This is a genomic window from Streptomyces sp. MS19 (assembly GCF_047200595.1).
Lineage (GTDB): Bacteria > Actinomycetota > Actinomycetes > Streptomycetales > Streptomycetaceae > Streptomyces.
Genome location: NZ_JBJZOH010000045.1, coordinates 1 through 21388 on the forward strand (window position 1 = coordinate 1; position 21388 = coordinate 21388).

Consider the following 21388-nt stretch of genomic DNA (forward strand, 5'->3'; position numbering starts at 1 on the left):
AGCCATGATCTCCCGCAGCCGGGCGAGCTGGTCCGCTTCGAGCGCCTCGAAGTCCCGTTGTGCCAGACGCGTGATGATGCCCAGCGCCTCGATGGCCTCCTGCTGGAAGCGGATGAACTCGGCGAGGCGCGCGCGCATCCTGTCGTACTGCCTGCCGAAATCGCCGGGCACCATCCCCGGTGCGCCGAACTGCTCCGGCCGGGCGGCCAGTTCGTCGGCGAGAGCCGGGCTGATGCCGGCCGCCCGTATCTCCTCCAGCCGGAGTGACAGCGCGATCGTGAAGCTCCCGAGCGACTGGGTCTCCACGTGCAGATCCTGCTGCGCCGCGCCCACCGGCGTGCGTGGATCGAACGTCATCGCTTCCCCTCCCCCTCCTCCACAGCTCGTGCCCCTCCCGTCACCGTGGGCCACCCATCCTATGCCGGTACACCCTCGGTGACGCAACGCGATTACCTCCGGAAAGACGGAACCGCGCCCCGGGCTCAGCCTAGTTACCGAACCGTCGGGTCACATCCCTCATCGTGACCAGCTCGACTACGCATACGCGCCGGAGACCGAACGCTTATGCTGCTGGCGTGACTTCGACACAGCAGGGGCTCACTCCCCGCCAGGCCAGGCGGCTGCGGATGGGGATCGCGGGGGCTGCGATGGCCGTCATGGCGGTCGTGCTCGTCTACCAGCTGGGCGACGGCTCGTCCTTGCAGTCCATAGGTCTCTACGGCGCCGCGTTCATCCTCTGCGGGGCCGTGATCGAGATGAGCCGCCGCGGGCGGACGCGGCTCGGGACCGCCGTGCTGGTGGCCGGGTTCGTGCTGCTGCTGGGGACCAACTGGCTTCTCACCACCCGGTGACGGTCCGCTGCGTTACGATCACCTACGGGCTGCCGCGCGGCCGTCGCGCGGGCCCGAGTTGACGCCTGAGTCCAAGGGGAGCGCACAGATGGCCACGACCGAGACGCCCGAGGAGATCGCCGCCCGCAAGGAGCGCGAGAAGAACGAGCTGTACTCCCTGGACATCTCCGGGGTCGAGTGGCTGAGCGCCCCGGACGGGCCGCAGGACGAGAAGGTGGAGATCGCGTACCTGCCCGGAGGCGGCGTGGGGATGCGGAACTCGAAGGACCCCGACACGGTGCTGCGGTTCACCGCGGCCGAGTGGGAGGCGTTCGTCCTGGGGGCGAGGGACGGCGAGTTCGACATCGAGTGACCCCGCCGTCGTCCCGGTGCGGTCAGCGCCGGACGCAGGTGTAGGCGCCGAAGAGCCGGTCGCGGTAGTCGGCGTCCACGATCTCGAAGCCCGTCGCGGTGAGCATGGGTTCGAGCAGCCAGCGGTAGGTGCTGTGCTCGGTACGGATGTGCTCGGCGTAGTCGTCGGCCGTGTAGCCGCGCGCGGGATCGGTGGACGCGCCGGCCAGCCAGTCGGCGAAGACGCCCTCCGCCTCGTCCGGCGCGAAGTCGTAGACCAGGTCCGTCAGCCGTAGGACGCCGCCGGGGCGCAGGAGGGCGGCGATGCGGCGCAGCGCGACCGTCTTCCAGAAGTCCGGCAGCTGGTGCAGCGCGTGGCGGCTGTGGACGGCGTCGGCGGGCGGGCCGGTGTGCTCGTAGCTGAGGAAGCCGCCCCGTACGGCCTCCAGGCCTGTGAGGCCTTCGGCGGCGGCCCGTTCGCCGATGACCCGCGTCATCGCCGGGGAGATGTCCACGGCGACGACGCGGGCGAACGCGCGCGCCGCCGCGAGGGCGAAGCGCCCGGTGCCCGCGCCGAGGTCCACGACGGTGGCGTTCCCGGCGATGCCGTGGGCGCGCAGCGCGTCGATGTCGGGGGCGGGGTCGGGGTAGCCCTGTTTGCGGTCGAATCCGGCGACGAACTCCTCGTCGAGGTGTTCGGGGCCCGCGTGGGCGAGTTCGTCGATCATCCATGGTGTCGGCATGGGCACCGACCCTGGCACAGGCGGCGGACGCGCTGCCTCCTCTTTTCCCGGCGGGGCGCGTGTCAGGGGCGGTGGCGGCGGCGCCGGTCGCGCAGGACGAGGGAGACCCCCGCGAGCGCGGCGACGAGTACGGCCGCGGCGAGGACGGCGTACGTGCCCCGGCGCGCGACACGTTCCGCGTGCGTCTCGGACAGGTCGAGCGCCGGTATGTCGGGGGCAGGCGCGGCGGGCGCGCCGGTGTCCGGGGTGGGGGCCGGGCCGGGGACGGCGGCGGTCGGCGCGAGGGCGCGGACGGGGTCCACGACGCCCCAGCCGATGTCGCTGTCGGGGCCGGGAGCGGGGCGTTCCGCCGTCTGCTGGAGGTGGCTGACGATCTGCCGCGGTGTCCACCCGGGGTTCGCGGCGCGCAGCAGGGCGGCGACGCCGGCGACGTAGGGGGCGGCGAAGCTGGTGCCGTTGTCGACGCACTGGCCGCCGCCGGGGACGGTGGAGACCATGTCCACGCCGGGCGCGGCGATGCCGACGAAGTCGCCCGGCTGGGAGAACGTGGCCCGCTCGTTGTTGCGGTCGGACGCGGCGACGGCGAGGACGCCGTCGTAGGCGGCCGGGTAGGTGCGGCGTTCGCGGCCGTCGGCGCCGCTGTTGCCGACGGAGGCGATGACGACGGCGCCCGCGGCGAGCGCGTCGTCCACGGCGCGTGCCAGTTCGGAGTCGGGGCCGAGGACGCCGTCCACGTCCTGGGAGATGTTGATGATGTCGGCCTGGGCCGCGACGGCGTGGTCGATCGCCTGGACCAGCCCGGCGACGGTGCCGTTGCCCTCGCTGTCGTTCTGCTGGATGGGGATGACGGTCGCGTCGGGGGCGAGGCCGACGAAACCCGAGCCGTCGAGGGGGCGGGCGGCGATGATGCCGGCGACCTTGGTGCCATGTCCGGCCGGGTCGTCGGTGGGCCCGGTGTCGCCGGGGAGGAAGTCGCCGCCGCTGGCGGCGTCGACGGCGTCGGTGAGCTGGGGGTTGGTGGTGTCCACGCCGCTGTCGATGACGGCGACGCGTACGCCCGCGCCCCGGGTGCGGGTCCACAGCTGGTCGAGCTGGACGCGCTGGAGCGACCAGGGGCGTTCGGCGATCGGGTCGGCGGGGAACGAGCAGCGTCCGCCGTCCGCGTGTGCGGCGGGGGCGGCGGTGAGGGAGGCCGTGGCGAGCAGGGCCAGGCCGGTGAGCGCGGGGAGGATGCGGTGGGTCGTCATGTCAGGACCCCTGGGGCTGGGCGGCGCTGTCGCGGTCGAGTTGCGGGCCGGTCGGCAGCAGCGTGGACCAGGTGGCGGGGACGGGGACGGGGGTGATGTCGCCGTAGCCGAGGAGGGTCTGGGCCTCCGCGCCCGCCTCGTCGCCGTCGGCGGTGACCTGGACGGCGTGGCGCAGTCCGGTGTCGGTCGCGAGGAACACGCCGCCCGACTCGGTCTGCTCGCCCTGGACCTGGCGGTAGAGGAGGCCGGAGCCGGGGGTGACGTACGCGGTGGCGGCGCCTGAGGCGATGGCGGCGGGGTAGTCGCCGCCTGCCCAGGTGGCGACCTCGGTGCCGCCGTCCTCGTCGACCGAGAGGAGGACGGAGCAGAGGGTGTCGCGCGCGGTGTCGTCCACGGGGGCGGGCTCGGCGCTCGGCCAGGTGTGGTCGCGGTCGATGCTCTCCTCGGGCGGCGCCGGGTCGAAGTCGGCGGCGCCCGCCGGGACGGGCTCGCCCGCCATGCCGAGGGACTCGGCGCCTGGGCGGTTGGTCAGGAGCATGCCGGTGAAGTCGGAGACGGGTACGACGCGGCCGGGGAGGACGGCGTACTGCTGCGGGCCGTCGCCTGTGCGCGCGGTCAGGACCGTGCCCACGCGGTTGAGTTCGGCGCGCAGGCCGGGGACGCCCGCGTCGTCGCCGGGCGCGCCGTCGAGTTCGGGGAAGACGATGGGAGACCCCTCGGTGAGGGTGGCCAGCCACTCGTCGGTGACGCGCTGCGGCTCGCCGCCCGAGGTGAGGAGGCGGCGCAGCAGGCGGCGTTCCTCCTCGCCGGTGCCTTCGTCGCCGATGCGGTACCTGGTGCCTGCCGCGTCCACGATGTGGTCGGTGCCCGTGGAGTCCTGGACGTGGAGCAGCTCGCCGCCGGTGAGGCGTTCGTCACCCTCCACGCGGGCGGTGTCGCGGTCGGCGAGGACGAAGACGGCCTGCTGCACGGTGCCGCCGTCGCCGCCGGGCTGCTGGCAGACGGCCCAGCGCTTGGCGGCGGCGGCCTCGGCGGCGGGGGGCAGGCGGTCGGGGGCGTAGGGGATGCCGAGGGTGGGGCCGCGGGGGATGGTGCCGCTGTCGAGCTGCTCCTCGTCCACGTTGACGATCGACAGGGCGTCGGGGCTGTCGAGGAGGAGGCGGGCGGAGGAGAGGTTGAGGACGGGGTGGAGCTGGGTGCGCCCGCCTGTCTCCAGGACGACGTACCTGGTCGTGGAGTCGCTGCCGATGATGACGTGGCGGCCCGGTTCGTCCCAGCCCTCGGGGACGGCGGGGCGGAACAGGCCCCAGGCGCCGAAGCCGATCAGGACGAGCGCGCCGACGACGGCGCCGGGGACGACGGCGCGCAGCGGGCGGGGCGCGCCTTCCTCCGTGCCGGTGGGCGACGGCCGCAGGAACGCCGCGACGGTGCGGCGTTTCGCGTAGGTGTAGGCGTTGAGTTCGTCCTTGCGTGACGCCATGACTGAGCGTTCCTCCCCCTGCCCGTGACCAACTGTCGGACCCGGGCTCTACTATGCCGGGTGACGGTCCGGTCACGGGGAGGAGGGGGCTGATGATGGCGACGGCGACGACGCCCGTCGCGGCGGGGGCGTCCGTGCGGGGTCCCGAGGGGGCTGCTGCCGCGCAGGAAGGTGTGCTGCCGAGGCCCGTGTCGGGGGTGGGCGGGCTGCTTGCGCTGTGGCCCCTGGTGTGTGTCCAGGCGGCGGGCGGACTGGTGTCGGGGGCGTGGGCGGCCGACGGCTGGCTGCGGTATCCGCTCGCGGCGCTGGTGGCCGTGCCCGTGGCGCTGCTGGTGCTGACCGTGCTGGCGTGGCGTCAGGGGGAGACGCTGACGGGCTGGCTGGGGTCGGCGCTGGCGCTGCGGCGGAGGCGGCGGGCCGCGGCCGCGCCGCTGCCGCTCCCGGCGGGCGCCGACCCGCTGTTCTCGCTGGCCGAGGAGTGCCGTCCGGGGCTGCGGTGCCACGCGTTCGCGGCGCGGTCCGGGCGGGACGGGCGGGAGCGGCGCGAGATGGGGATGGTGGAGAGCGGGGGCTCGCTGACGGTGGTGCTGCGGGTGGAGGCGGGGCTGACGCCCTTGCAGCCGGGCTTGGACGGGCGGCCGTTGCCGCTGACGCTGTTGCACGACGCGCTGGACACGGACGGCATACGCCTGGCGTCGGTGCAGTGCGTGCAGCACACGCAGCCCGCGCCGGCGCCTGTTCTGCCGAGCCGGTCGGTCGCGGGGGCGAGTTACTCGTTGTTGCAGGCGCATGGGCCTGGAGGTGCGCCGGCGTTGCGGCTGACGTGGGTGACGCTGCGGCTGGACCCGGAGCTGTGCCCGGAGGCGGTGGCCGTGCGCGGCGGAGGGCTGCTGGGCGCGCAGCGGTGTCTGGCGCGGGCGGCCGACCAGTTGGTGAGCCGTCTGGCGGGCGCCGGGTTCTTGGCCACGGCGCTGTCGGAGGCCGAGCTGCTGTCGGCGGTGGCGGCGTGCGCCAGTTCCGACCCGTTGGTGACGACGCTCGTCGGCAAGGGGGACGGGGCGCGCCCGCGGCGTACGGCGGAGGGCGTGCGCGCGTGGCGGTGCGACGACCGGTGGCACGCGACGTTCCGGGTGGTGCGCTGGCCACTGCTCGGGACGGGCGGGGCGCCGCTGCCCGCCCTGGTGGCGCTGCTGACGTCCGCGCCCGCGTTCGCGACGACGTTCGCGCTGACGCTGCGGGCCCACGGGCCGCGCGCCGTCGAGGTCACCGGGCATGTCCGGGTGACGGGCCGCGGGGAACGCGAACTGCGGTCCGCGGGACGGGCGCTGACGCGTGCGGCGCGCACCGCGCGGGTGGGACTGGTGAGGATGGACCGGCGACAGGTGGCGGGCCTGCGGGCGACGCTGCCGCTGGGAGGGATGGGCTGATGCCGCGCGGGGGACATGTGCTGTCGGTCGGGGAACTGTCCCGGCTGGCGCTGCCGGTCGGGGACGACGGCATCATCGTGGGGGTGGACAGCAGGTCGCGGCCGGCCGTGCTCGGCATCCACCATCCGGTGCCGTACGACATGGTGCTGGTCGGCGGCGTCTGGACGGCGCAGGTGCTGGCGTTGCGGGCGGTGGCGACCGGGGCGCGGGTGGCCGTGGAGACGGGACGTGCGCATGTGTGGGCGCGGCTCGCGCAGGCCGCCAACGGCGGTCTGGAGTGCATGACGCTGCACGAGGTGGGCCAGGTCCCGCCGCTGGGGGCCACGCTCGGGAGCCCCGTGCTGGTGGTGCGGGACTGCGGTGTCCGGCCGCCGCGCGGGCGGGTGGCGTCGGCGCCGTGGCAACCGGTCCTCACGCTGCTGCCCTACCTGGGACCGGCCGCGACGCGGCTGATGGAACGCGCCGCGCTGGTCGGGGTGCAGCGCGTCTCACCGGAGGAGGCACGGCAGGTCGGCCGCGTGATGGCGCTCCCGGCGGTGCAGGCCGAGGCGCTGTCCACGTTCGCCGAGGACGCGACGCTGTGGTGCACCCGCACGGCGCGGCGACTCGTCCGCCTGGTGCCCACCGACAGCGAGTCCGGTCTCCTGGGGAACCCGAGCCGCCTGGACGCACACCACTGACACATCACACCCACTTCGGTCACAACTGGTCTGCTCCGGGAGATTTTCGGCCGATATGGGTATGCGTGGGGGTGGGGAGGACTACGGGTCTTCGCCGTACGCCCACTAGGGTGAGTGGCGACACGGCAGTGGAGCTGTGCGCAGTGCCCTGAGCCCGTGCCGCGGGAACCGCTCTGGGGCTCCGGTCCGTCATCCGGGTAGCGGAACCCCACGAGGTGCGGATCAGGGATGCAATACCAGGAGCGGGAGGCGCGTCGTGAGCAGCGATCGGGACAGGGTTCGCCCAGCGGAGGACACCTCCGCCGACGAACGGCCCGATGACGATCTCCTTGAGGAGGAGTCGGAGACCACCGGGCAGTTCACCATCGACTACACCCCGCCCGCCTGGTACTCGGGCGGTGCGGCGGCCACGCCGTCCGGGGGTGCGGCCCAGAACGCAGCCGGTGGCGCGCAGCCGCCTTCGGCCCCGCCCTCCGCGCCCGCGCCGCAGGCGGGTCCGCCCGGATTCCCGCCGCCCCCGGCTCCCGTGCCGGGACCGCACGCCACGCCGCCGCCCGCGCGGGACGGCGAAGAGGAGCCGGACGGGCGGACGATGAAGTTCTCGCCGTCCTCCGTCCGCAAGGCGCTCGCGGAGGCCAGGCAGCAGCAGGAGCAGGAAGCTCAGCAGGGCCGGGAGGACCAGCAGGACGCCGCGACGGCACCGGCACCGGCCGCGACGGGGGACGCGCCGGGCGCGGCTCCCGCGTGGCCCGCTCCCCCGCCGCCGCCCGCGCGCTCGGAGCCGGAGAACGTGCCGCCGCCCGCCGAGGTCGCCGACCCCGGGCCGGAGAACGCGCCCGCCGAGGCGTCCGGGGACGGCCAGGACGCGCCGGGCGCCGAGCCCGTGCGGCCCGAGGCCGCTCCCCCGCCGCCCGCCTCGCCGCCGTCGGCCGCGCCCGCCGGACTCCCGCCGCTGCCGCCGGACTTCCAGATCAAGCCCCCTGCCCAGGACAGCCCCGCCGAGGCCCCCGCGCCGCCGCCCGCCGGTGACCTCGCCCCTGAGCACACGGCGGTGTTCACCCCGCCGATGCGCCCGGCGGGGCCGGAGGGCCCGAGCGTCGAGGTCGAGTTCGCCAAGACGGGAACCGAGGCCGCGCTGGAGGTGGAGGACGACGCCGAGCCGCTGCCGCCGCCTCAGCCGCAGCAGACCGCCGACCCCCGCCTCGCGGGACCCGGGGGCCCGCCCTCGGTCGCCGGTGCCCCCGCGCCCGAGCGCCCGGCCCAGCCGCAGTGGCCGGAGCCCGCGCAGCACCGGCCCGGCAACGAGCAGCCGCCGTGGCCCCAGCCGCCGTCGCAGCCGTCCCCGCAGCCGCCGGGCCCGCAGCCGCCGGGCCCGCCGAACGCGGGACCGCCCGGCCTTCCGCCCTACGCCCGCCCCGTGCAGGGCGCGCCGCAGGGCCCCGGTGTCCAGGACCAGCGGCCCGCGCTCCCCCAGTGGCCCGAGCCCGCCGCGAACCAGCAGCCCGCGCCCGGACAGTGGCCGTCACCCGGCACACCCGCCGAGGGCGGCCCCGTCCTGCCGCCCGGCATGCCCCGGCCGGGTCCGGCGCAGCAGCCGAGCCTGGGCGGCCAGCACCCGTTCGCCCCGCAGTACCCGCAGCTCCAACTGCCGCCGCAGCAGGCCCAGCAGCCGCAACTGCCCCAGCAGCAGGGGCCGGGCGTGCAGCAGCCGTTCCCCCAGCCGCCGGGTCCGCAGCAGTACCCGCAGCCGGACCGGCGCGCCCTGCCGCCGGGTGAGGTGCCCCCCGGCCCCGGCCCGCAGCTGCCGGGCCAGGCCGGTCCCGGACCCCAGCCCCAGCCCCAGGACCCCCGCGCGGGCGGCTGGCCCGACCAGGAGAGCAGCCCCGTCCAGATGCAGCCCGGCGCGCTGGGCTACACGGCGTCCGTCGAGCTGTCCTCCGACCGCCTGCTCAACGACAAGCGCCGCGCCAAGCAGCGGTCGCAGCCGGCGAGCAAGCCGCCGTCCCGCTTCCGGCTCGGCGGGAAGGCCGCCGAGGAGGAGCGGCAGCGCAAGCTGGCCGCGATCCGCACGCCCGTCCTGTCCTGCTACCGGATAGCGGTCATCAGCCTGAAGGGCGGCGTCGGCAAGACGACCACGACGACCGCGCTCGGCGCGACCCTGGCCAGCGAGCGGCAGGACAAGGTCATCGCGATCGACGCCAACCCGGACGCGGGCACGCTCGGCCGCCGCGTGCGCCGCGAGACCGGGGCGACGATCCGCGACCTCGTGGGCGCCATCCCGTACCTGCACAGCTACATGGACATCCGGCGCTTCACGTCCCAGGCGCCGTCGGGTCTGGAGATCCTGGCGAACGACGTGGACCCCGCCATCTCCACGGCGTTCAGCGACGACGACTACCGACGCGTCATCGAGGTGCTCGGCAAGCAGTACCCGATCATCCTCACCGACTCGGGCACCGGCCTGCTCTACAGCGCCATGCGCGGCGTCCTCGACCTCGCGCACCAGCTGATCATCGTCTCGACGCCCTCGGTGGACGGCGCGAGCAGCGCGAGCACCACGCTCGACTGGCTCGCCGCCCACGGGTACGGGGAGCTGGTCCGCCGCTCCATCACCGTCATCTCGGGGGTGCGGGAGACCGGCAGGATGGTGAAGGTCGAGGACATCGTGGCGCACTTCAGGACGCGCTGCCGCGGTGTCGTCGTGGCGCCCTTCGACGAGCACCTGGCGGCCGGGGCCGAGCTGGAGCTGGACCTGATGCGGCCCAAGACCCGGCAGGCCTACTTCGACCTGGCCGCGCTGATCGCGGAGGACTTCTCCCGGATGCAGCAGGAGCAGGGGCTGTGGACGCCGGACGGCGGGATGCCGCCGCAGGTGGCGCCGCCGCTGCCGGGCCAGGGGCAGCCGCAGGGGTACGGGTACCCGGCGCCCGGCGCGCAGCCGGGCCAGCAGCAGCCGCAGCAGCCGCAGTACGGGTATCCGCCGCAGGTGCAGCAGCAGCCGCCCCCGCCGGGGCCACCCGGCTACGGCTTCCCGCAGCAGCCGGGCGGCTGGGGCGCGCCGCCCCCGCAGCGCTGACGCGCGCGCCGGACCCCCGGGGGGTACCCGGGGGTCCGGTCAGCCGCCGCTGGTCAGCTCGCGGACGCGCCGCAGGTCGTCGGCCATCTTCTCCAGCAGCGCGTCGAGCGAGTCGAACGTCTCCTGCCCGCGCACGAACGCCGTGAAGTCGACGGCGACGCGCATCCCGTACAGGTCCAGGTCCGTGCGCCCCAGCGCGTGCGCCTCGACGGTGCGCTCGGTGCCGTGGAAGTGCGGGTTGGTGCCGACCGAGATCGCGGCGGCCATCCGCTCCCCGGCCGCCGTGAGCCAGCCCGCGTAGACGCCGTCCGCGGGGATGGCGGTGTACGGCGGCGGGTCCAGGTTCGCGGTGGGGATGCCCAGTTCGCGCCCGCGCCGCGCGCCGTGCACCACGACGCCCTCGACGCGGTGCGGGCGGCCCAGCACCTCGGCCGCACCCGCGACATCGCCGTCGGCGATCAGGCGCCGCGCCAGCGAGGACGAGAACGCCTCGCCCTCGCCCGCGGCCCCCCGTTCGTACAGGTCGACCACCAGGACCTCGAAGCCGTACGTGCCGCCCAGTTCGGTGAGCGTCGCGACGGTCCCGGCGGCGCGGTGGCCGAAGCGGAAGTTCGGCCCCTCCACGACGGTGCGCGCGTGGAGCTTCTCCACGAGGACCTTCACCGCGAAGTCGGCGGGTGTCAGCTGCGAGAACTCCTTGGTGAACGGCAGCACCAGCACCGCGTCCACGCCCAGGGCCGCCATCAGCTCGGCGCGGCGCGGGTGTGGCGCCAGCAGCGGCGGGTGGCTGCCGGGCCGGGTGACCTCCTTCGGATGCGGGTCGAAGGTGACCACGACGGCGGGCAGACCGAGTTCCCGCGCGCGGGCCACCGCCCGTCCGATGATCAGCTGATGCCCGCGGTGAACACCGTCGTACGAACCGATGGTGACGACGCTGCGTCCCCAGTCCCCGGGGATGTCCGCCAAGTCACGCCAGCGCTGCACCGTTTCCGCTCCTCACCACCTGGGCCCACGCCACCGCTGCCGGTGGTCCTGCCGGTCCAAGGTACCTGGCGCCACGGCCGGTGAGGACGGCCGCCTCACCCGGCCCGGCCGCAGACGGCACGCGGCACGGCCGGCTGCCCGGCGGCGGGCCCGGCGACCCGTTCGCCCGCCAGCTCGGCCAGCAGCTCCCCGGCGCGCGGCCACGGCGCCCCCGCGAGGACGGCCGCCAGCGTCTCCGGCGCGCGGCCACGGTGGGCGTACAGCAGCGCCTGCGCGGCGGTGGCCACGGTCAGTTCGCCCGGCGCGGGACCGCTGCCGCAGCGCAGCGGCCGCTCGTCCCCCAGCCACCGCGTGACCGCCGCCACGCCCGCGCCCGGCACATCGGCCAGCAGCGCCGCGGCCGTCGTCAGGAAGCGCTCGCCCCCGGTCCCGGGCGCGTCGGCGGGCAGCAGCCGCCGCAGCAGGTCGAACGTCTCCTCCGCCGGCAGCCGCAGCCCCCGCCAGAAGACGGGCCCGAACGCGCCCACCGGCAGGGCGAGTCCGCCGATCCGGTCGGCCAGCCAGCGCAGCTCGGCGAGCAGCCCGGCCGCCTCCGGCAGCCCGAGCGGCACGGCCCGCAGCAGGTGCCGCGCCCACCAGCCGGGATCGCCCGGCGCGTCCAGGGCCTCGGCGAGCGGCCGCAGGCGGCGGCGTACGGCGTCGGTCCCGGCCCGGCGCGCCAGGTGCAGCACGGCCTGGACGACGGTCCCGGCCCGGTCGCGCGGCACCGCGCCGCGCGCCGCCGCCGTGAGCGTGGCGTCCAGGTCGAGGTGCGGCCCGTGCAGCCAGTCGGCGAACTCGCCGTCCACGAACCGGTATCCGGCGCCCTCACGCCGCATCACCCCCTCGCCGAGCACCGCGCCGCCCCAGCCCCCGGCCGCCGGGAACAGCGCCTCGAACGCCCGCCGCCCCAGCGCCCCCGTCCCCACCGAGCGGCGCGCCGCCTCCCGCAGCCGCTCCGCCGCCTCGCCCGCCGACGCGTCGCAGCCGGGCGCGCGGACGATCCGCCGTACGACCAGGTCGAGCCGGTGGGACGCCGCCAGGTCCGCGCGCAGCCCCGGCGAACAGACCACGACCAGGCGCACGTCGGCCGCCCGCAGCCACGCGCAGGTGGCCGCCGTCCAGCCCTGCGGACGCGCGGCGGGGGCGCCTCCCGGCGTGTCGGGCACGTCGAGCACGACGAGCAGCCGCCGCCCGTCGTCCCGCGCGACACGGGCGGCGACGTCCGGGTCCACGCCGGGCAGCGCGCGGGCGAGCGCGTCTCGCAGGCTGTGGTCGCCGTCCCGCAGGACATCGCCGCGCAGCCAGAGCACCGGGCCGCCACCGTCCTGCCGCCGCGCGGCGTACGCGGCGACGGCCAGGGCACGTTCCGCCCCCGGCGGGGCGGCGAGGGGCAGCACCTGGGCCGTCCCCGCCTCGAAACGGGCCAGCGCGTCCGCCGTCCCGTCCCCGTTCCCTTCCCCGTCCCCGGGTCCGCCGCCGGGGACGGGGGGCAGCGTCGCGGCGGTCAGGGCGCGCAGTCCCGCCGGGGTCAGGTCGGCGCCGAAGCCGGGGACGGCCCGCCCGTTGCGCCGCAGCAGCCCCGCGAGCGGCCCTCCGGCGGCCGCGGCGGCGTGCAGCGGTACGGCGAGCCCGGCCGCGCGGCCCGCGCAGTGCAGCGCCGTCCCCAGCACGGCGACCACCGCGCCCGTCACGCTGTCCACGACCGGGCCCCCGCTGTACGCCGCGTTCAGCCGAAGGGCGGCGAGCCGCCCCGGCGGGAGCGGGAGCGCCACGGTGTCGGGGACTCGGTGGAGGCGGTCGGTGGCCGTGTACGTGGCCGGTCCGCCCGCGAGGAGCACCGAGTCGGTCCACGCGTCGAGCCGTACGCGGACGGCGGTGCCGGGCGGCCGTTCGCCGCCGACGAGCAGCGGTTCGGCGCGGATGCCGGGCGCCTCGACGAGGGCGAGGTCCCACTCGGGCAGCGGCGTGACGGCCGCCGCGCGGACCTGCCGCGTGTCGCCGTCGCCGGTGCGCAGCAGGAGCCTGGCGAGGCCGTCGACGGCCTCGTGGGTCGTGACGACCGTGCCGCTGTCCCGGTCGGCGACGAAGCCGCGTCCCCGCACCCGCCCCGCCAGGTCGCGGATGTGGACCAGCGCGCGCTCGTACGCCATCTGCCGAACCTCCCGTGCCGCCGCCGGTGCCGGACCGGCGCGGGAGCACTCTGCCCCGCTCGGGGCGGTTCTGCACGGGCGCGCCGCCGTTCGGGTGAACGGCGGCGGCCCCGTGCGGTTCAGACGAAGACGGCGAGGCTGCGCGCGGTGTCGTCCCGCGCCTCGATGAGCGCGATGAACCGTCCGGCGGGCCCGAAGACCGCCACCGGGCCCGGCGGGAGTGCCGGGGTGCCGAGGCGGGCGCCGTTGCCCAGCAGACGCGCCTGCCGTTCGTCCACGTCCCAGCGGGGGAACGCGGCGGCGGCCGCCTCGCCGAGCGGCAGCACGGTCAGCTCGGCGCGCAGCTCGTCCAGCGTGCGCGCCGCGCCGAGGCTGTAAGGACCGACGCGCGTGCGGCGCAGGGCGGTGAGGTGGCCGCCGGTGCCGAGCGCGGCGCCCAGGTCGCGGGCGAGCGCCCGGATGTAGGTGCCGGACGAGCAGACGACCGTCACGTCGAGGTCGGTGACGGGCGTGCCGTCCTCCGCCGCGCGCTCGGCGACCGCCGTGACGTCGAACGCGGAGACCGTCACCGGCCTGGCAGGGATCTCGACGTCCTCGCCGTCGAGGACCCGGCGGTACGCGCGCTTCCCGTCGATCTTGACGGCGCTCACCTTGGCCGGTACCTGCATGATGTCGCCGGTCAGCGCGGCGGTGCCCGCGGCGACCGCGGCCGGGTCGAGCCCGGCGGCCCCGGCCGCGCCGGTGACCTCGCCCTCGGCGTCGTCGGTCACCGTCGTCTGGCCCAGGCGGATGGTGCCCCGGTACTCCTTCTCGGTCAGCGCGAGGTGCCCGAGCAGGCGGGTCGCGCGGCCGAGACCGAGGACGAGGACACCCGTCGCCATCGGGTCGAGCGTCCCCGCGTGGCCGACGCGCCGCGTGCGGGCGACGCCGCGCAGGACGGCCACGACGTCGTGGGACGTGAAACCGGCGGGCTTGTCCACGACGACGAGCCCGTCCGGGGGGGTGCTGGTGGTGCGGCTCATGGCCGGCTCAGTCTTCCCGCTCGTCCTTGCCGGTGCCGTCCTCCGGCACCTCACCGTCGTCGTCGCGGTCCCTGCTGACGTACGGGTCGGCGCCCGCCGCGTAGTCCGCGCCCTCCGACGCGCGCCGCAGCTCCTCGTCGCGCTCGCGCGCCTGGTCGAAGAGGTGGTCGAGGTTGCGCGCGTTCTCGGGCAGGGCGTCGGGGACGAACTCCAGGCTCGGCGTGTGCTTCACGCCCGCCGCCGCGCCCACGGCCGACCGCAGGATGCCCTTGGCGCTCCGCAGCCCGGCGGCGACCTCGGCGCGGTCCGCGTCGTCGCCGTACACCGTGTAGAACACGGTGGCCTCGCGCAGGTCGCCGGTGATCCTGGTGTCCGTGATGGTCACCCGGCTGCCGAGCCGCGGGTCCTTGACGTCCCGTTGCAGCTTCTGCGCGACCACCTCGCGGATGAGGTCCGCCAGCCTCTTGGCCCGGGGGTTGTCGGCCACTGGTCTGTCTCCTCGCTAATCGTCCTCGTCGCCGTGGAACCGCCGCCGTACCGACAGCAGTTCCACCTCGGGGCGGGCCGCCATCCAGCGCTCGCACTCGTCGAGCATGCCGGTGAGGTGCCCCGCGTCGCCCGACACCGCCGCCAGCCCGATGCGGGCGCGGCGGTGCAGGTCCTGGTCGCCGACCTCGGCCACGCTCACCGCGTACTTCCGGCGCAGCTCGGCCACGATGGGCCGGACCACGGAGCGCTTCTGCTTGAGCGATCTGACATCGCCGAGCAACAGGTCGAACGACAGCGTCCCGGTATACATGTGGTGATCGTAACGGCCGGGGCCGGGGCCCATCGACGGAGTTTCAGCGCGCTCGCTGCTCCGGCGACGGGCCCCGGCCCGGGTGGGTCAGACTCGGGGCTTCTCCCGCATCTCGTAGGTGGCGATGACGTCGTCGATCTTGATGTCGTTGAAGTTGCCGAGGTTGATACCGCCCTCGAAGCCTTCGCGGATCTCGGTGACGTCGTCCTTGAAGCGGCGCAGCCCCTCGATGTTGAGGTTCTCCGCGACGACCTTGCCGTCGCGGACCACGCGCGCCTTGGTGTTCCGCCTGACCTCGCCGGAGCGGATGAGGACACCCGCGATGTTGCCCAGCTTGGAGGAGCGGAAGACCTCGCGGATCTCGGCCGTGCCCAGCTCGACCTCTTCGTACTCCGGCTTCAGCATGCCCTTCAGGGCCGCCTCGACCTCTTCGATCGCCTGGTAGATGACCGAGTAGTACCGGACGTCCACGCCCTCGCGCTCGGCCGCCTGCGTGGCACGCCCCTCGGCGCGCACGTTGAAGCCGAGGACGATGGCGTCGGAGCCCGCCGCGAGGTCGATGTCGGTCTCGGTGACCGCGCCGACACCACGGTGCAGCACCCGCAGGTCCACGCCCTCGCCGACGTCGAGCTGGAGCAGCGAGGACTCCAGGGCCTCGACCGAACCGGACGCGTCGCCCTTGAGGATGAGGTTGAGCTGCTGGATCTCGCCCGCCTTGAGCACCTTGTCCAGGTCCTCAAGCGACACCCGGCGGGTGCGCTTGGCGAACGCCGCGTTCCGCTCGCGGGCGGCGCGCTTCTCGGCGATCTGCCGGGCGGTCCTGTCCTCGCCGACGACGAGGAAGTTGTCCCCGGCGCCCGGCACGTTGGTCAGACCCTGCACCAGGACGGGCGTGGAGGGCCCGGCCTCGCTGAGGTTGCGCCCGGTGTCGTCGAGCATGGCGCGCACGCGGCCGTGGGCGTCGCCCACCACCATCGTGTCGCCGACCCGCAGGGTGCCGCGCTGGACCAGCACGGTCGCCACGGCGCCGCGGCCGCGGTCGAGGTGGGCCTCGATCGCGATGCCCTGGGCGTCCTGCTCCGGGTTGGCCCGCAGGTCGAGGGTCGCGTCGGCGGTCAGGATGACCGCTTCCAGCAGGCCCTCGATGTTGGTGCCCTGGCGCGCGGAGATGTCCACGAACATCGTGTCACCGCCGTACTCCTCGGCCACGAGACCGAACTCGGTCAGCTGGCCGCGCACCTTGGTCGGGTCGGCGCCCTCGACGTCGATCTTGTTGACGGCGACGACGATCGGCACCTCGGCGGCCTTGGCGTGGTTGAGCGCCTCGACCGTCTGCGGCATGACGCCGTCGTTCGCCGCGACCACCAGGATCGCGATGTCGGTGGACTTCGCACCGCGGGCACGCATGGCGGTGAACGCCTCGTGGCCCGGGGTGTCGATGAAGGTGATCCGCCGCTCCTCGCCGTTCACCTCGGTGGAGACCTGGTAGGCACCGATGTGCTGGGTGATGCCGCCGGCCTCGCCCTCGATGACGTTCGTCTTGCGGATCGCGTCGAGCAGGCGGGTCTTGCCGTGGTCGACGTGGCCCATGACGGTGACCACCGGGGGACGGGAGGACAGGGCCTCCTCGCCGCCCTCGTTCTCGCCGAACTCGATGTCGAAGGACTCGAGCAGCTCGCGGTCCTCCTCCTCCGGGCTGACGATCTGGACGGTGTAGTTCATCTCGTCGCCGAGCAGGTGCAGCGTCTCGTCGGAGACCGACTGGGTCGCCGTCACCATCTCGCCGAGGTTGAACATGACCTGCACGAGCGACGCCGGGTTGGCGTTGATCTTCTCGGCGAAGTCCGTCAGCGACGCGCCGCGGGAGAGACGGATGGCCTCGCCCTTGCCGCGCGGCAGCATCACGCCGCCGATGGACGGGGCCTGCATGGCCTCGTACTCCTGACGGCGCTGCCGCTTCGACTTGCGCCCGCGGCGCGCCGGGCCGCCGGGACGGCCGAAGGCGCCCTGCGTGCCACCGCGGCCACCGGGACCGCCGGGACGGCCGCCGAAGCCGGGACGGCCACCGCCGCCACCGAAGCCGCCACCGCCACCGGGACGCGTGCCCGTACCGGCGCCGCCGCCGCGGCCGGCGAAACCGCCGCCACCGCCACCGCCGAAGCCGGGACGGCCGCCGCCGCCACCGCCGCCACCGCGGCCGGCGAAACCGCCGCCACCCGGGCGGGGGCCGCCCGCCGGACGGCCGCCGGGGCCGCCGGGACGCCCGCCGGCCGAGGGCCGCTGCGGCATCATGCCGGGGTTGGGACGGTTACCGGGCGGGCCGGGACGCGGGCCGCCGGGCCCCGCCTGGGGACGCGGCATGTTGCCCGGAGTGGCGCGGTTGCCACCGGGGGCAGCCGGACGCGGACCAGGCCTGTCCTGCCCGCCGGGACGCGGTGCGCCGGGGGCACCCTGGCCGCCGCCCGGACGCGCCGCGGGGCCGGGACGCGGCTGCGGACGGGCCATGCCCGTGGAGCCGCTGGTCGTGAAGGGGTTGTTGCCCGGACGCGGGCCCGCGGGCCTGCCGCCCGGCTTGGGGCCGCCCGGCTTGGCCGGGGCGGGCTTGCCCTGGCCGCCCGCGGGGCCGCCGGAGGGGGCACCCGCGCCGGGCCTGGGGCCCGCCGGACGGGCGCCCGGCTTCGGGCCCTGCTGGCCGCCGGGGCGCGGTCCCGCAGGACGCGTCGCCTGCGTCTCCCCCGCGGGGGCCGCGGGCGGGGCGGTGAACTCGGGGGCGGCCGGCGCCGGCTTGGCGGCGGCGGGCCGCGGTGCCGCCGGGCCGGGGGTGGGCGCGGGGCCCGGCGTCGGGCGGGGACCGCCCGGCTTGGGGGCCGGCGCGGCAGCGCCGGGACGCGGGGCGCCGGGCCTCGGGCCCACGGCACCCGGCTTCGGCGCGCCGGGCCTGGGGGCGGGCGCGCCGGGACGCGCGGGCCTGCGGCCGGAGCCGTTCCCCGCGCTCAGTGCATCAGTCAGTTTTCGGACAACCGGCGCCTCGATCGTCGAGGACGCCGAACGGACGAATTCACCAAGTTCTTGGAGCTTGGCCATGACGACCTTGCTCTCGACTCCAAGCTCCTTGGCGAGCTCGTATACCCGGACCTTAGCCACTTCGCTCCTTCTACGGTCCGGGGTCGGTCGTCCGCCGGACCTTCGCTACTTCACGGGCGTACTCATCGCGTACTCATCGAGTGCTCATCGCAATCTCGACCTACTTCCAACTCGCGAGGTACCTGCCGCGCGGCCGTTCCGCGCGGCGTTTCTTACTGTGCCTCTGTCCGTGGCGCATCGGGCGCCTCCCCGCCGACCGCCTGTCGCAGCTCCCCGGTGCCGAGCGGACCCCGGGTCCGGAAGGCCCGGGGAAACGCACGACGGCGGACCGCCAGTTCGAGACAGTTCGGCGTGGGATGCAGATATGCGCCCCGACCGGGCAGCGTACCGCGAAGATCGGGGACACAGCGATCCCCGTTCACCACCACACGCAGCAGGCCGTCCCTGGCTGAGCGCTGACGGCATCCGACACAGGTACGTTCCGGGCAGGCGCGGGCATGCGTCGGACCAGACACTGAGAATTCTACCTCCCCGTCCGTACGGCGCCGAAAGGGGGCGCCGTACCGGTGCTCATGACAACGACCGGACTCCCGCGCCCCTTCCCGGCGGGTTCCGGGAACGGGGGAGCCCGCGCGCCGCGTCAGACCGCGCCGGTGCGCCGTGGCCTGTCCTCGCGGCTCTGGGCGGCGCGCTCTCCGTCCGCCCCGCCGGACGGCTCCGTGTCCGGCCTGATGTCGATGCGCCAGCCGGTGAGCCGGGCGGCCAGGCGGGCGTTCTGCCCCTCCTTGCCGATGGCGAGCGACAGCTGGTAGTCGGGCACGGTCACACGGGCGGACCTGGCGGCGGCGTCCACCACCTCCACGCGGGTGACGCGGGCGGGCGAGAGGGCGTTCGCCACCATCTCGGCCGGGTCGTCCGACCAGTCGACGATGTCGATCTTCTCGCCGTGCAGCTCCGCCATGACGCTGCGCACCCGGCCGCCCATCGGGCCGATGCAGGCGCCCTTGGCGTTCAGCCCGGGGCGCAGGGAGCGCACGGCGATCTTGCTGCGGTGCCCGGCCTCGCGGGCGATCGCGGTGATCTCGACGGCACCGTCGGCGATCTCGGGGACCTCCAGCTCGAAGAGCTTGCGGACGAGGTTGGGATGGGTGCGCGAGAGGGTGACGGACGGGCCGCGCGCCCCCTTCACGACCCGCACGACGTACGACCGCAGCCGCGCGCCGTGCCGGTACTCCTCGCCGGGGACCTGCTCCTGCGGCGGCAGGATGGCCTCCAGGCGGCCGATGTCCACCAGGACGCTCTTCGGGTCCCGGCCCTGCTGGACGACGCCCGCGACGACGTCGCCCTCGCGCCCGGCGTACTCGCCGAACGTGACGTCCTCCTCGGCGTCCCGCAGCCGCTGGAGGATCACCTGCTTGGCGGTCGTCGCGGCGATCCGGCCGAAGTCGGACGGCGTGTCGTCGAACTCCGGCGGCTCCGCGCCCGCGTCGGATTCCTCACGGCCCTCACCGTCCTCGCGGTCCCCCCGGTCCTCCGGCTCCTCGCGGGCCCAGACCGTCACATGCCCGGTGGCGCGGTCGAGGACCACGCGGGCCCTGCGGTGGCTGCCCTCGGTGCGGTGGTACGCGATCAGGAGGGCCGATTCGATGGCCTCCACCAGCAGGTCCAGGGAGATCTCCTTCTCCCGGACGAGCAAACGCAGGGCACTCATGTCGATGTCCACGGCTACGCCTCCTTGCTGCTGTCGTCGTCGCCGGCCGCCCTGCGGCTGAACTCGACCTGGACCCGCGCCCGCGCGATCCCGTCGAAGTCGATGCGGCGGGTCGTGGGCTTGCGTCCCTTCTCCCCCGGCACCTGGAGATCCACTCCCGATTCGTCCACGGCGGTGATGCGCGCGGTCAGCTCCGCGCCCTCGTGCGGTGTGATCAGGACGAGGCGGCCGGTCGCCCGGCGGAAGTGGCGCGGCTCGGTCAGGCTGCGCTCGGCGCCGGGCGAGGTCACTTCGAGTTCATAGGGGGCGTCGCCCATGACGTCGCTCTCGTCCAGCGCGGCCGAGATGTCGCGGCTCAGCTCCGCGCACGCGTCGAGCTGCACGCCCTCGTCGGTGTCCACGACCACCTGGAGCAGCCGGCGGCGGCCCGCCTGGGTGATCCGCACGTCCTCCAGGTCCATGCCGCGCGCGGCGGCCAGGGGTTCAAGGAGTGCCCGCAGCCTCTCGATCGGGATCGTGCTCATCCGGGTGACTCCTCGGCCGCGTGTGCTGTTGTGGGACGGAGCGTGTCGGGCGCGCCCGGCCCACACCCTATCGCCTGCCGGGGGTGCCGCCGACCGTCCTCGCGCCCCGCCGGGACCGTCAGCCGCCTGGCACGCCGGGGTTCCGGGGTGGCGCGGGAACGGGACGGGGCCCCGGGTACGCTCACCGTGCGGTGATCTTGTCGTTCTCTCACAACGTTCTCTCACGACGGGAAGTGCGGGAAGCCATGCCCTCTGGCACATCCTCGCGTCTGCCCAGACGCGTCCTCCTCGCCGGCGGGATCGCGACCGGTCTGACCGCCGCCGTGTCCGGCTGCACCGGCTCAGACGGCGGCGGCGGGGGCGGCGGCGCGGTGGGACCCGCGTCCGCACGGGGCCTGCGCCGCCGGGCCGCCCGCGACAGCAACGGCCTGCTGGCCAGGTACGACGCCACCACCGCCGCCCATCCGGCGCTCGACGGCACGCTCGCCCCGCTGCGCGCGGTCGTGGCCGCCCATGTGACGGCGCTCAGCGCGGACGACCCGGCCGCCGCCGGGGTGGCGGACGACACCCCCGAGGTCCCGGGTGACGCCGCCGCCGCCCTGTCCGCCCTGGCCGACGCGGAACGGTCCCTGGCCCGCGAGCGGACCGACGCCCTCCCGGGACTGCCCCCCGACCTCGCCCGGCTGCTCGCCTCGCTGGCCGCGTCGGGCTCGGTCCAGGCCCATCTGCTGAACGAGGCCCGCGTATGACGTCCCTCCCCCTCTTCCGCGCCACGCGTCCCGCCCGCCGCCCGGCGGACGACCCCCTGTCCGAACTGGACGCGACGCAGGCCGCGCTGGCCGCCGAGCACGCCGCCGTCTACGGCTACGGCGTCGTCGGCGGGCGGATCGGCGACGACCGGGGCCGCGAGGTCTCCGAGGCGTACACCGCGCACCGCGCGCGCCGGGACACGCTGCACCGCGCCGTCCGCGACATGGGCGGCACGCCGGTCGCGTCCGCCGCCGCGTACGCGCTGCCGTTCGACGTGGCCGACGCGGAGGGCGCGGTGCGGCTCGCGGGCGAGCTGGAGACACGGCTCGCCGCGGCGTACGCCGACCTCGTCGGGGCGGGCGGGGAGGAGACGCGGCGCGAGGCCGCGGCGGCGCTGGCCGAGGCGGCGGTCCGCGCGGCGCGCTGGCAGGGGGCGCCGGTGCCGTTCCCCGGGCTGCCCGAGTACGCGGCCGACGGGAGCCGCTGAG

General features: G+C 75.6%; 20 protein-coding genes. 7 read left to right on the forward strand and 13 right to left on the reverse strand.

The annotated features are described in order from the left end of the window. A partial coding sequence (locus ACL02R_RS26790; RefSeq protein WP_412799535.1) for a hypothetical protein occupies window positions 1–357 on the reverse strand: 357 nt, incomplete at its 3' end. Window positions 358–575: 218 nt separating this feature from the next. On the opposite strand from ACL02R_RS26790, the gene ACL02R_RS26795 reads away from it, so the two are divergent. After that, a complete protein-coding gene (locus ACL02R_RS26795; protein WP_412799536.1) occupies window positions 576–851 on the forward strand; it encodes a hypothetical protein in 276 nt (91 codons plus the stop codon). A gap of 88 nt (window positions 852–939) precedes the next feature. Further along, entirely contained in the window at window positions 940–1203 is a 264-nt protein-coding gene (locus ACL02R_RS26800) for a DUF397 domain-containing protein (RefSeq protein ID WP_362965283.1), read from the forward strand. Between the two features lie 22 nt (window positions 1204–1225). On the opposite strand, the gene ACL02R_RS26805 is transcribed toward ACL02R_RS26800, so the two are convergent. The 3 genes from ACL02R_RS26805 to eccB form a co-directional block, all read right to left on the reverse strand. Beyond that, entirely contained in the window at window positions 1226–1924 is a 699-nt protein-coding gene (locus ACL02R_RS26805; protein ID WP_412799537.1) for a class I SAM-dependent methyltransferase, read from the reverse strand. A 62-nt stretch (window positions 1925–1986) separates the two neighbouring features. Further along, window positions 1987–3171: a type VII secretion-associated serine protease mycosin gene (mycP, locus tag ACL02R_RS26810; protein WP_412799538.1), complete on the reverse strand. Its 1185-nt coding sequence runs from the start codon at window positions 3169–3171 to the stop codon at window positions 1987–1989. 1 nt (window position 3172) lies between these two features. Continuing rightward, window positions 3173–4651, reverse strand: coding sequence for a type VII secretion protein EccB (gene eccB / locus ACL02R_RS26815; protein ID WP_412799539.1), 1479 nt, complete (start codon window positions 4649–4651; stop codon window positions 3173–3175). Window positions 4652–4743: 92 nt separating this feature from the next. Here eccB and eccE point away from each other — a divergent pair, with 92 nt between their 5' ends. The 3 genes from eccE to ACL02R_RS26830 all read left to right on the forward strand — a co-directional run bounded on the left by eccE (window position 4744) and on the right by ACL02R_RS26830 (window position 9834). Continuing rightward, window positions 4744–6078: a type VII secretion protein EccE gene (gene eccE, locus ACL02R_RS26820; RefSeq protein ID WP_412799540.1), complete on the forward strand. Its 1335-nt coding sequence runs from the start codon at window positions 4744–4746 to the stop codon at window positions 6076–6078. Continuing rightward, window positions 6078–6758, forward strand: a complete 681-nt coding sequence (locus ACL02R_RS26825; RefSeq protein WP_412799541.1) for a hypothetical protein — start codon at window positions 6078–6080, stop codon at window positions 6756–6758. Before eccE ends, ACL02R_RS26825 begins: the two co-directional genes overlap by 1 nt. Before the next feature lie 256 nt (window positions 6759–7014). Continuing rightward, a complete protein-coding gene (locus ACL02R_RS26830; RefSeq protein WP_412799542.1) occupies window positions 7015–9834 on the forward strand; it encodes an SCO5717 family growth-regulating ATPase in 2820 nt (939 codons plus the stop codon). Window positions 9835–9873: 39 nt separating this feature from the next. Here the strand turns inward: ACL02R_RS26830 and ACL02R_RS26835 are convergent, their stop codons facing one another. From ACL02R_RS26835 to rimP, 9 genes are all read right to left on the reverse strand, one after another. Then, complete coding sequence (locus ACL02R_RS26835) at window positions 9874–10818, reverse strand: bifunctional riboflavin kinase/FAD synthetase (RefSeq protein WP_412799543.1); 945 nt, start codon at window positions 10816–10818, stop codon at window positions 9874–9876. Window positions 10819–10913: 95 nt separating this feature from the next. Continuing rightward, a complete protein-coding gene (locus ACL02R_RS26840; protein ID WP_412799544.1) occupies window positions 10914–13010 on the reverse strand; it encodes a hypothetical protein in 2097 nt (698 codons plus the stop codon). Window positions 13011–13129: 119 nt separating this feature from the next. Then, window positions 13130–14032 (reverse strand): tRNA pseudouridine(55) synthase TruB, encoded by a 903-nt coding sequence (gene truB / locus ACL02R_RS26845; RefSeq protein ID WP_412799545.1) that lies wholly within the window; start codon window positions 14030–14032, stop codon window positions 13130–13132. 7 nt (window positions 14033–14039) lie between these two features. After that, a complete protein-coding gene (gene rbfA, locus ACL02R_RS26850) occupies window positions 14040–14519 on the reverse strand; it encodes a 30S ribosome-binding factor RbfA (RefSeq protein WP_412799546.1) in 480 nt (159 codons plus the stop codon). A 15-nt stretch (window positions 14520–14534) separates the two neighbouring features. Then, window positions 14535–14831, reverse strand: a complete 297-nt coding sequence (locus ACL02R_RS26855; RefSeq protein WP_362965261.1) for a DUF503 domain-containing protein — start codon at window positions 14829–14831, stop codon at window positions 14535–14537. 87 nt (window positions 14832–14918) lie between these two features. Beyond that, on the reverse strand, window positions 14919–17975 hold the full coding sequence (gene infB, locus ACL02R_RS26860) for a translation initiation factor IF-2 (protein WP_412799547.1): 3057 nt from the start codon (window positions 17973–17975) through the stop codon (window positions 14919–14921). 152 nt (window positions 17976–18127) lie between these two features. Continuing rightward, the gene (locus tag ACL02R_RS26865) at window positions 18128–18430 is read right to left on the reverse strand and encodes a YlxR family protein (RefSeq protein WP_412799548.1); all 303 of its coding nucleotides are present in this window, start codon (window positions 18428–18430) and stop codon (window positions 18128–18130) included. Window positions 18431–18555: 125 nt separating this feature from the next. Further along, window positions 18556–19638, reverse strand: a complete 1083-nt coding sequence (nusA, locus tag ACL02R_RS26870) for a transcription termination factor NusA (RefSeq protein WP_412799549.1) — start codon at window positions 19636–19638, stop codon at window positions 18556–18558. Window positions 19639–19640: 2 nt separating this feature from the next. Next, window positions 19641–20150, reverse strand: coding sequence for a ribosome maturation factor RimP (gene rimP / locus ACL02R_RS26875; protein ID WP_412799550.1), 510 nt, complete (start codon window positions 20148–20150; stop codon window positions 19641–19643). Window positions 20151–20395: 245 nt separating this feature from the next. Between rimP and ACL02R_RS26880 the strand changes: the two genes are divergently transcribed. Both ACL02R_RS26880 and ACL02R_RS26885 read left to right on the forward strand, forming a co-directional pair. After that, window positions 20396–20899: a hypothetical protein gene (locus tag ACL02R_RS26880; protein WP_412799551.1), complete on the forward strand. Its 504-nt coding sequence runs from the start codon at window positions 20396–20398 to the stop codon at window positions 20897–20899. After that, a complete protein-coding gene (locus tag ACL02R_RS26885; protein ID WP_412799552.1) occupies window positions 20896–21387 on the forward strand; it encodes a ferritin-like domain-containing protein in 492 nt (163 codons plus the stop codon). The genes ACL02R_RS26880 and ACL02R_RS26885 overlap by 4 nt, the downstream gene beginning before the upstream one ends. Window position 21388 lies beyond the last annotated feature (1 nt).

What these genes read in the sequence shown, in the direction of transcription:
- ACL02R_RS26800 (WP_362965283.1), top strand. Translation starts at nt 940, where the DNA reads ATGGCCACGACCGAGACGCCCGAGGAGATCGCCGCCCGCAAGGAGCGC.
- ACL02R_RS26805 (WP_412799537.1), bottom strand. Translation starts at nt 1,924, where the DNA reads ATGCCGACACCATGGATGATCGACGAACTCGCCCACGCGGGCCCCGAA.
- mycP (WP_412799538.1), bottom strand. Translation starts at nt 3,171, where the DNA reads ATGACGACCCACCGCATCCTCCCCGCGCTCACCGGCCTGGCCCTGCTC.
- eccB (WP_412799539.1), bottom strand. Translation starts at nt 4,651, where the DNA reads ATGGCGTCACGCAAGGACGAACTCAACGCCTACACCTACGCGAAACGC.
- eccE (WP_412799540.1), top strand. Translation starts at nt 4,744, where the DNA reads ATGATGGCGACGGCGACGACGCCCGTCGCGGCGGGGGCGTCCGTGCGG.
- ACL02R_RS26825 (WP_412799541.1), top strand. Translation starts at nt 6,078, where the DNA reads ATGCCGCGCGGGGGACATGTGCTGTCGGTCGGGGAACTGTCCCGGCTG.
- ACL02R_RS26840 (WP_412799544.1), bottom strand. Translation starts at nt 13,010, where the DNA reads ATGGCGTACGAGCGCGCGCTGGTCCACATCCGCGACCTGGCGGGGCGG.
- truB (WP_412799545.1), bottom strand. Translation starts at nt 14,032, where the DNA reads ATGAGCCGCACCACCAGCACCCCCCCGGACGGGCTCGTCGTCGTGGAC.
- ACL02R_RS26855 (WP_362965261.1), bottom strand. Translation starts at nt 14,831, where the DNA reads ATGTATACCGGGACGCTGTCGTTCGACCTGTTGCTCGGCGATGTCAGA.
- rimP (WP_412799550.1), bottom strand. Translation starts at nt 20,150, where the DNA reads ATGAGCACGATCCCGATCGAGAGGCTGCGGGCACTCCTTGAACCCCTG.
- ACL02R_RS26880 (WP_412799551.1), top strand. Translation starts at nt 20,396, where the DNA reads ATGCCCTCTGGCACATCCTCGCGTCTGCCCAGACGCGTCCTCCTCGCC.
- ACL02R_RS26885 (WP_412799552.1), top strand. Translation starts at nt 20,896, where the DNA reads ATGACGTCCCTCCCCCTCTTCCGCGCCACGCGTCCCGCCCGCCGCCCG.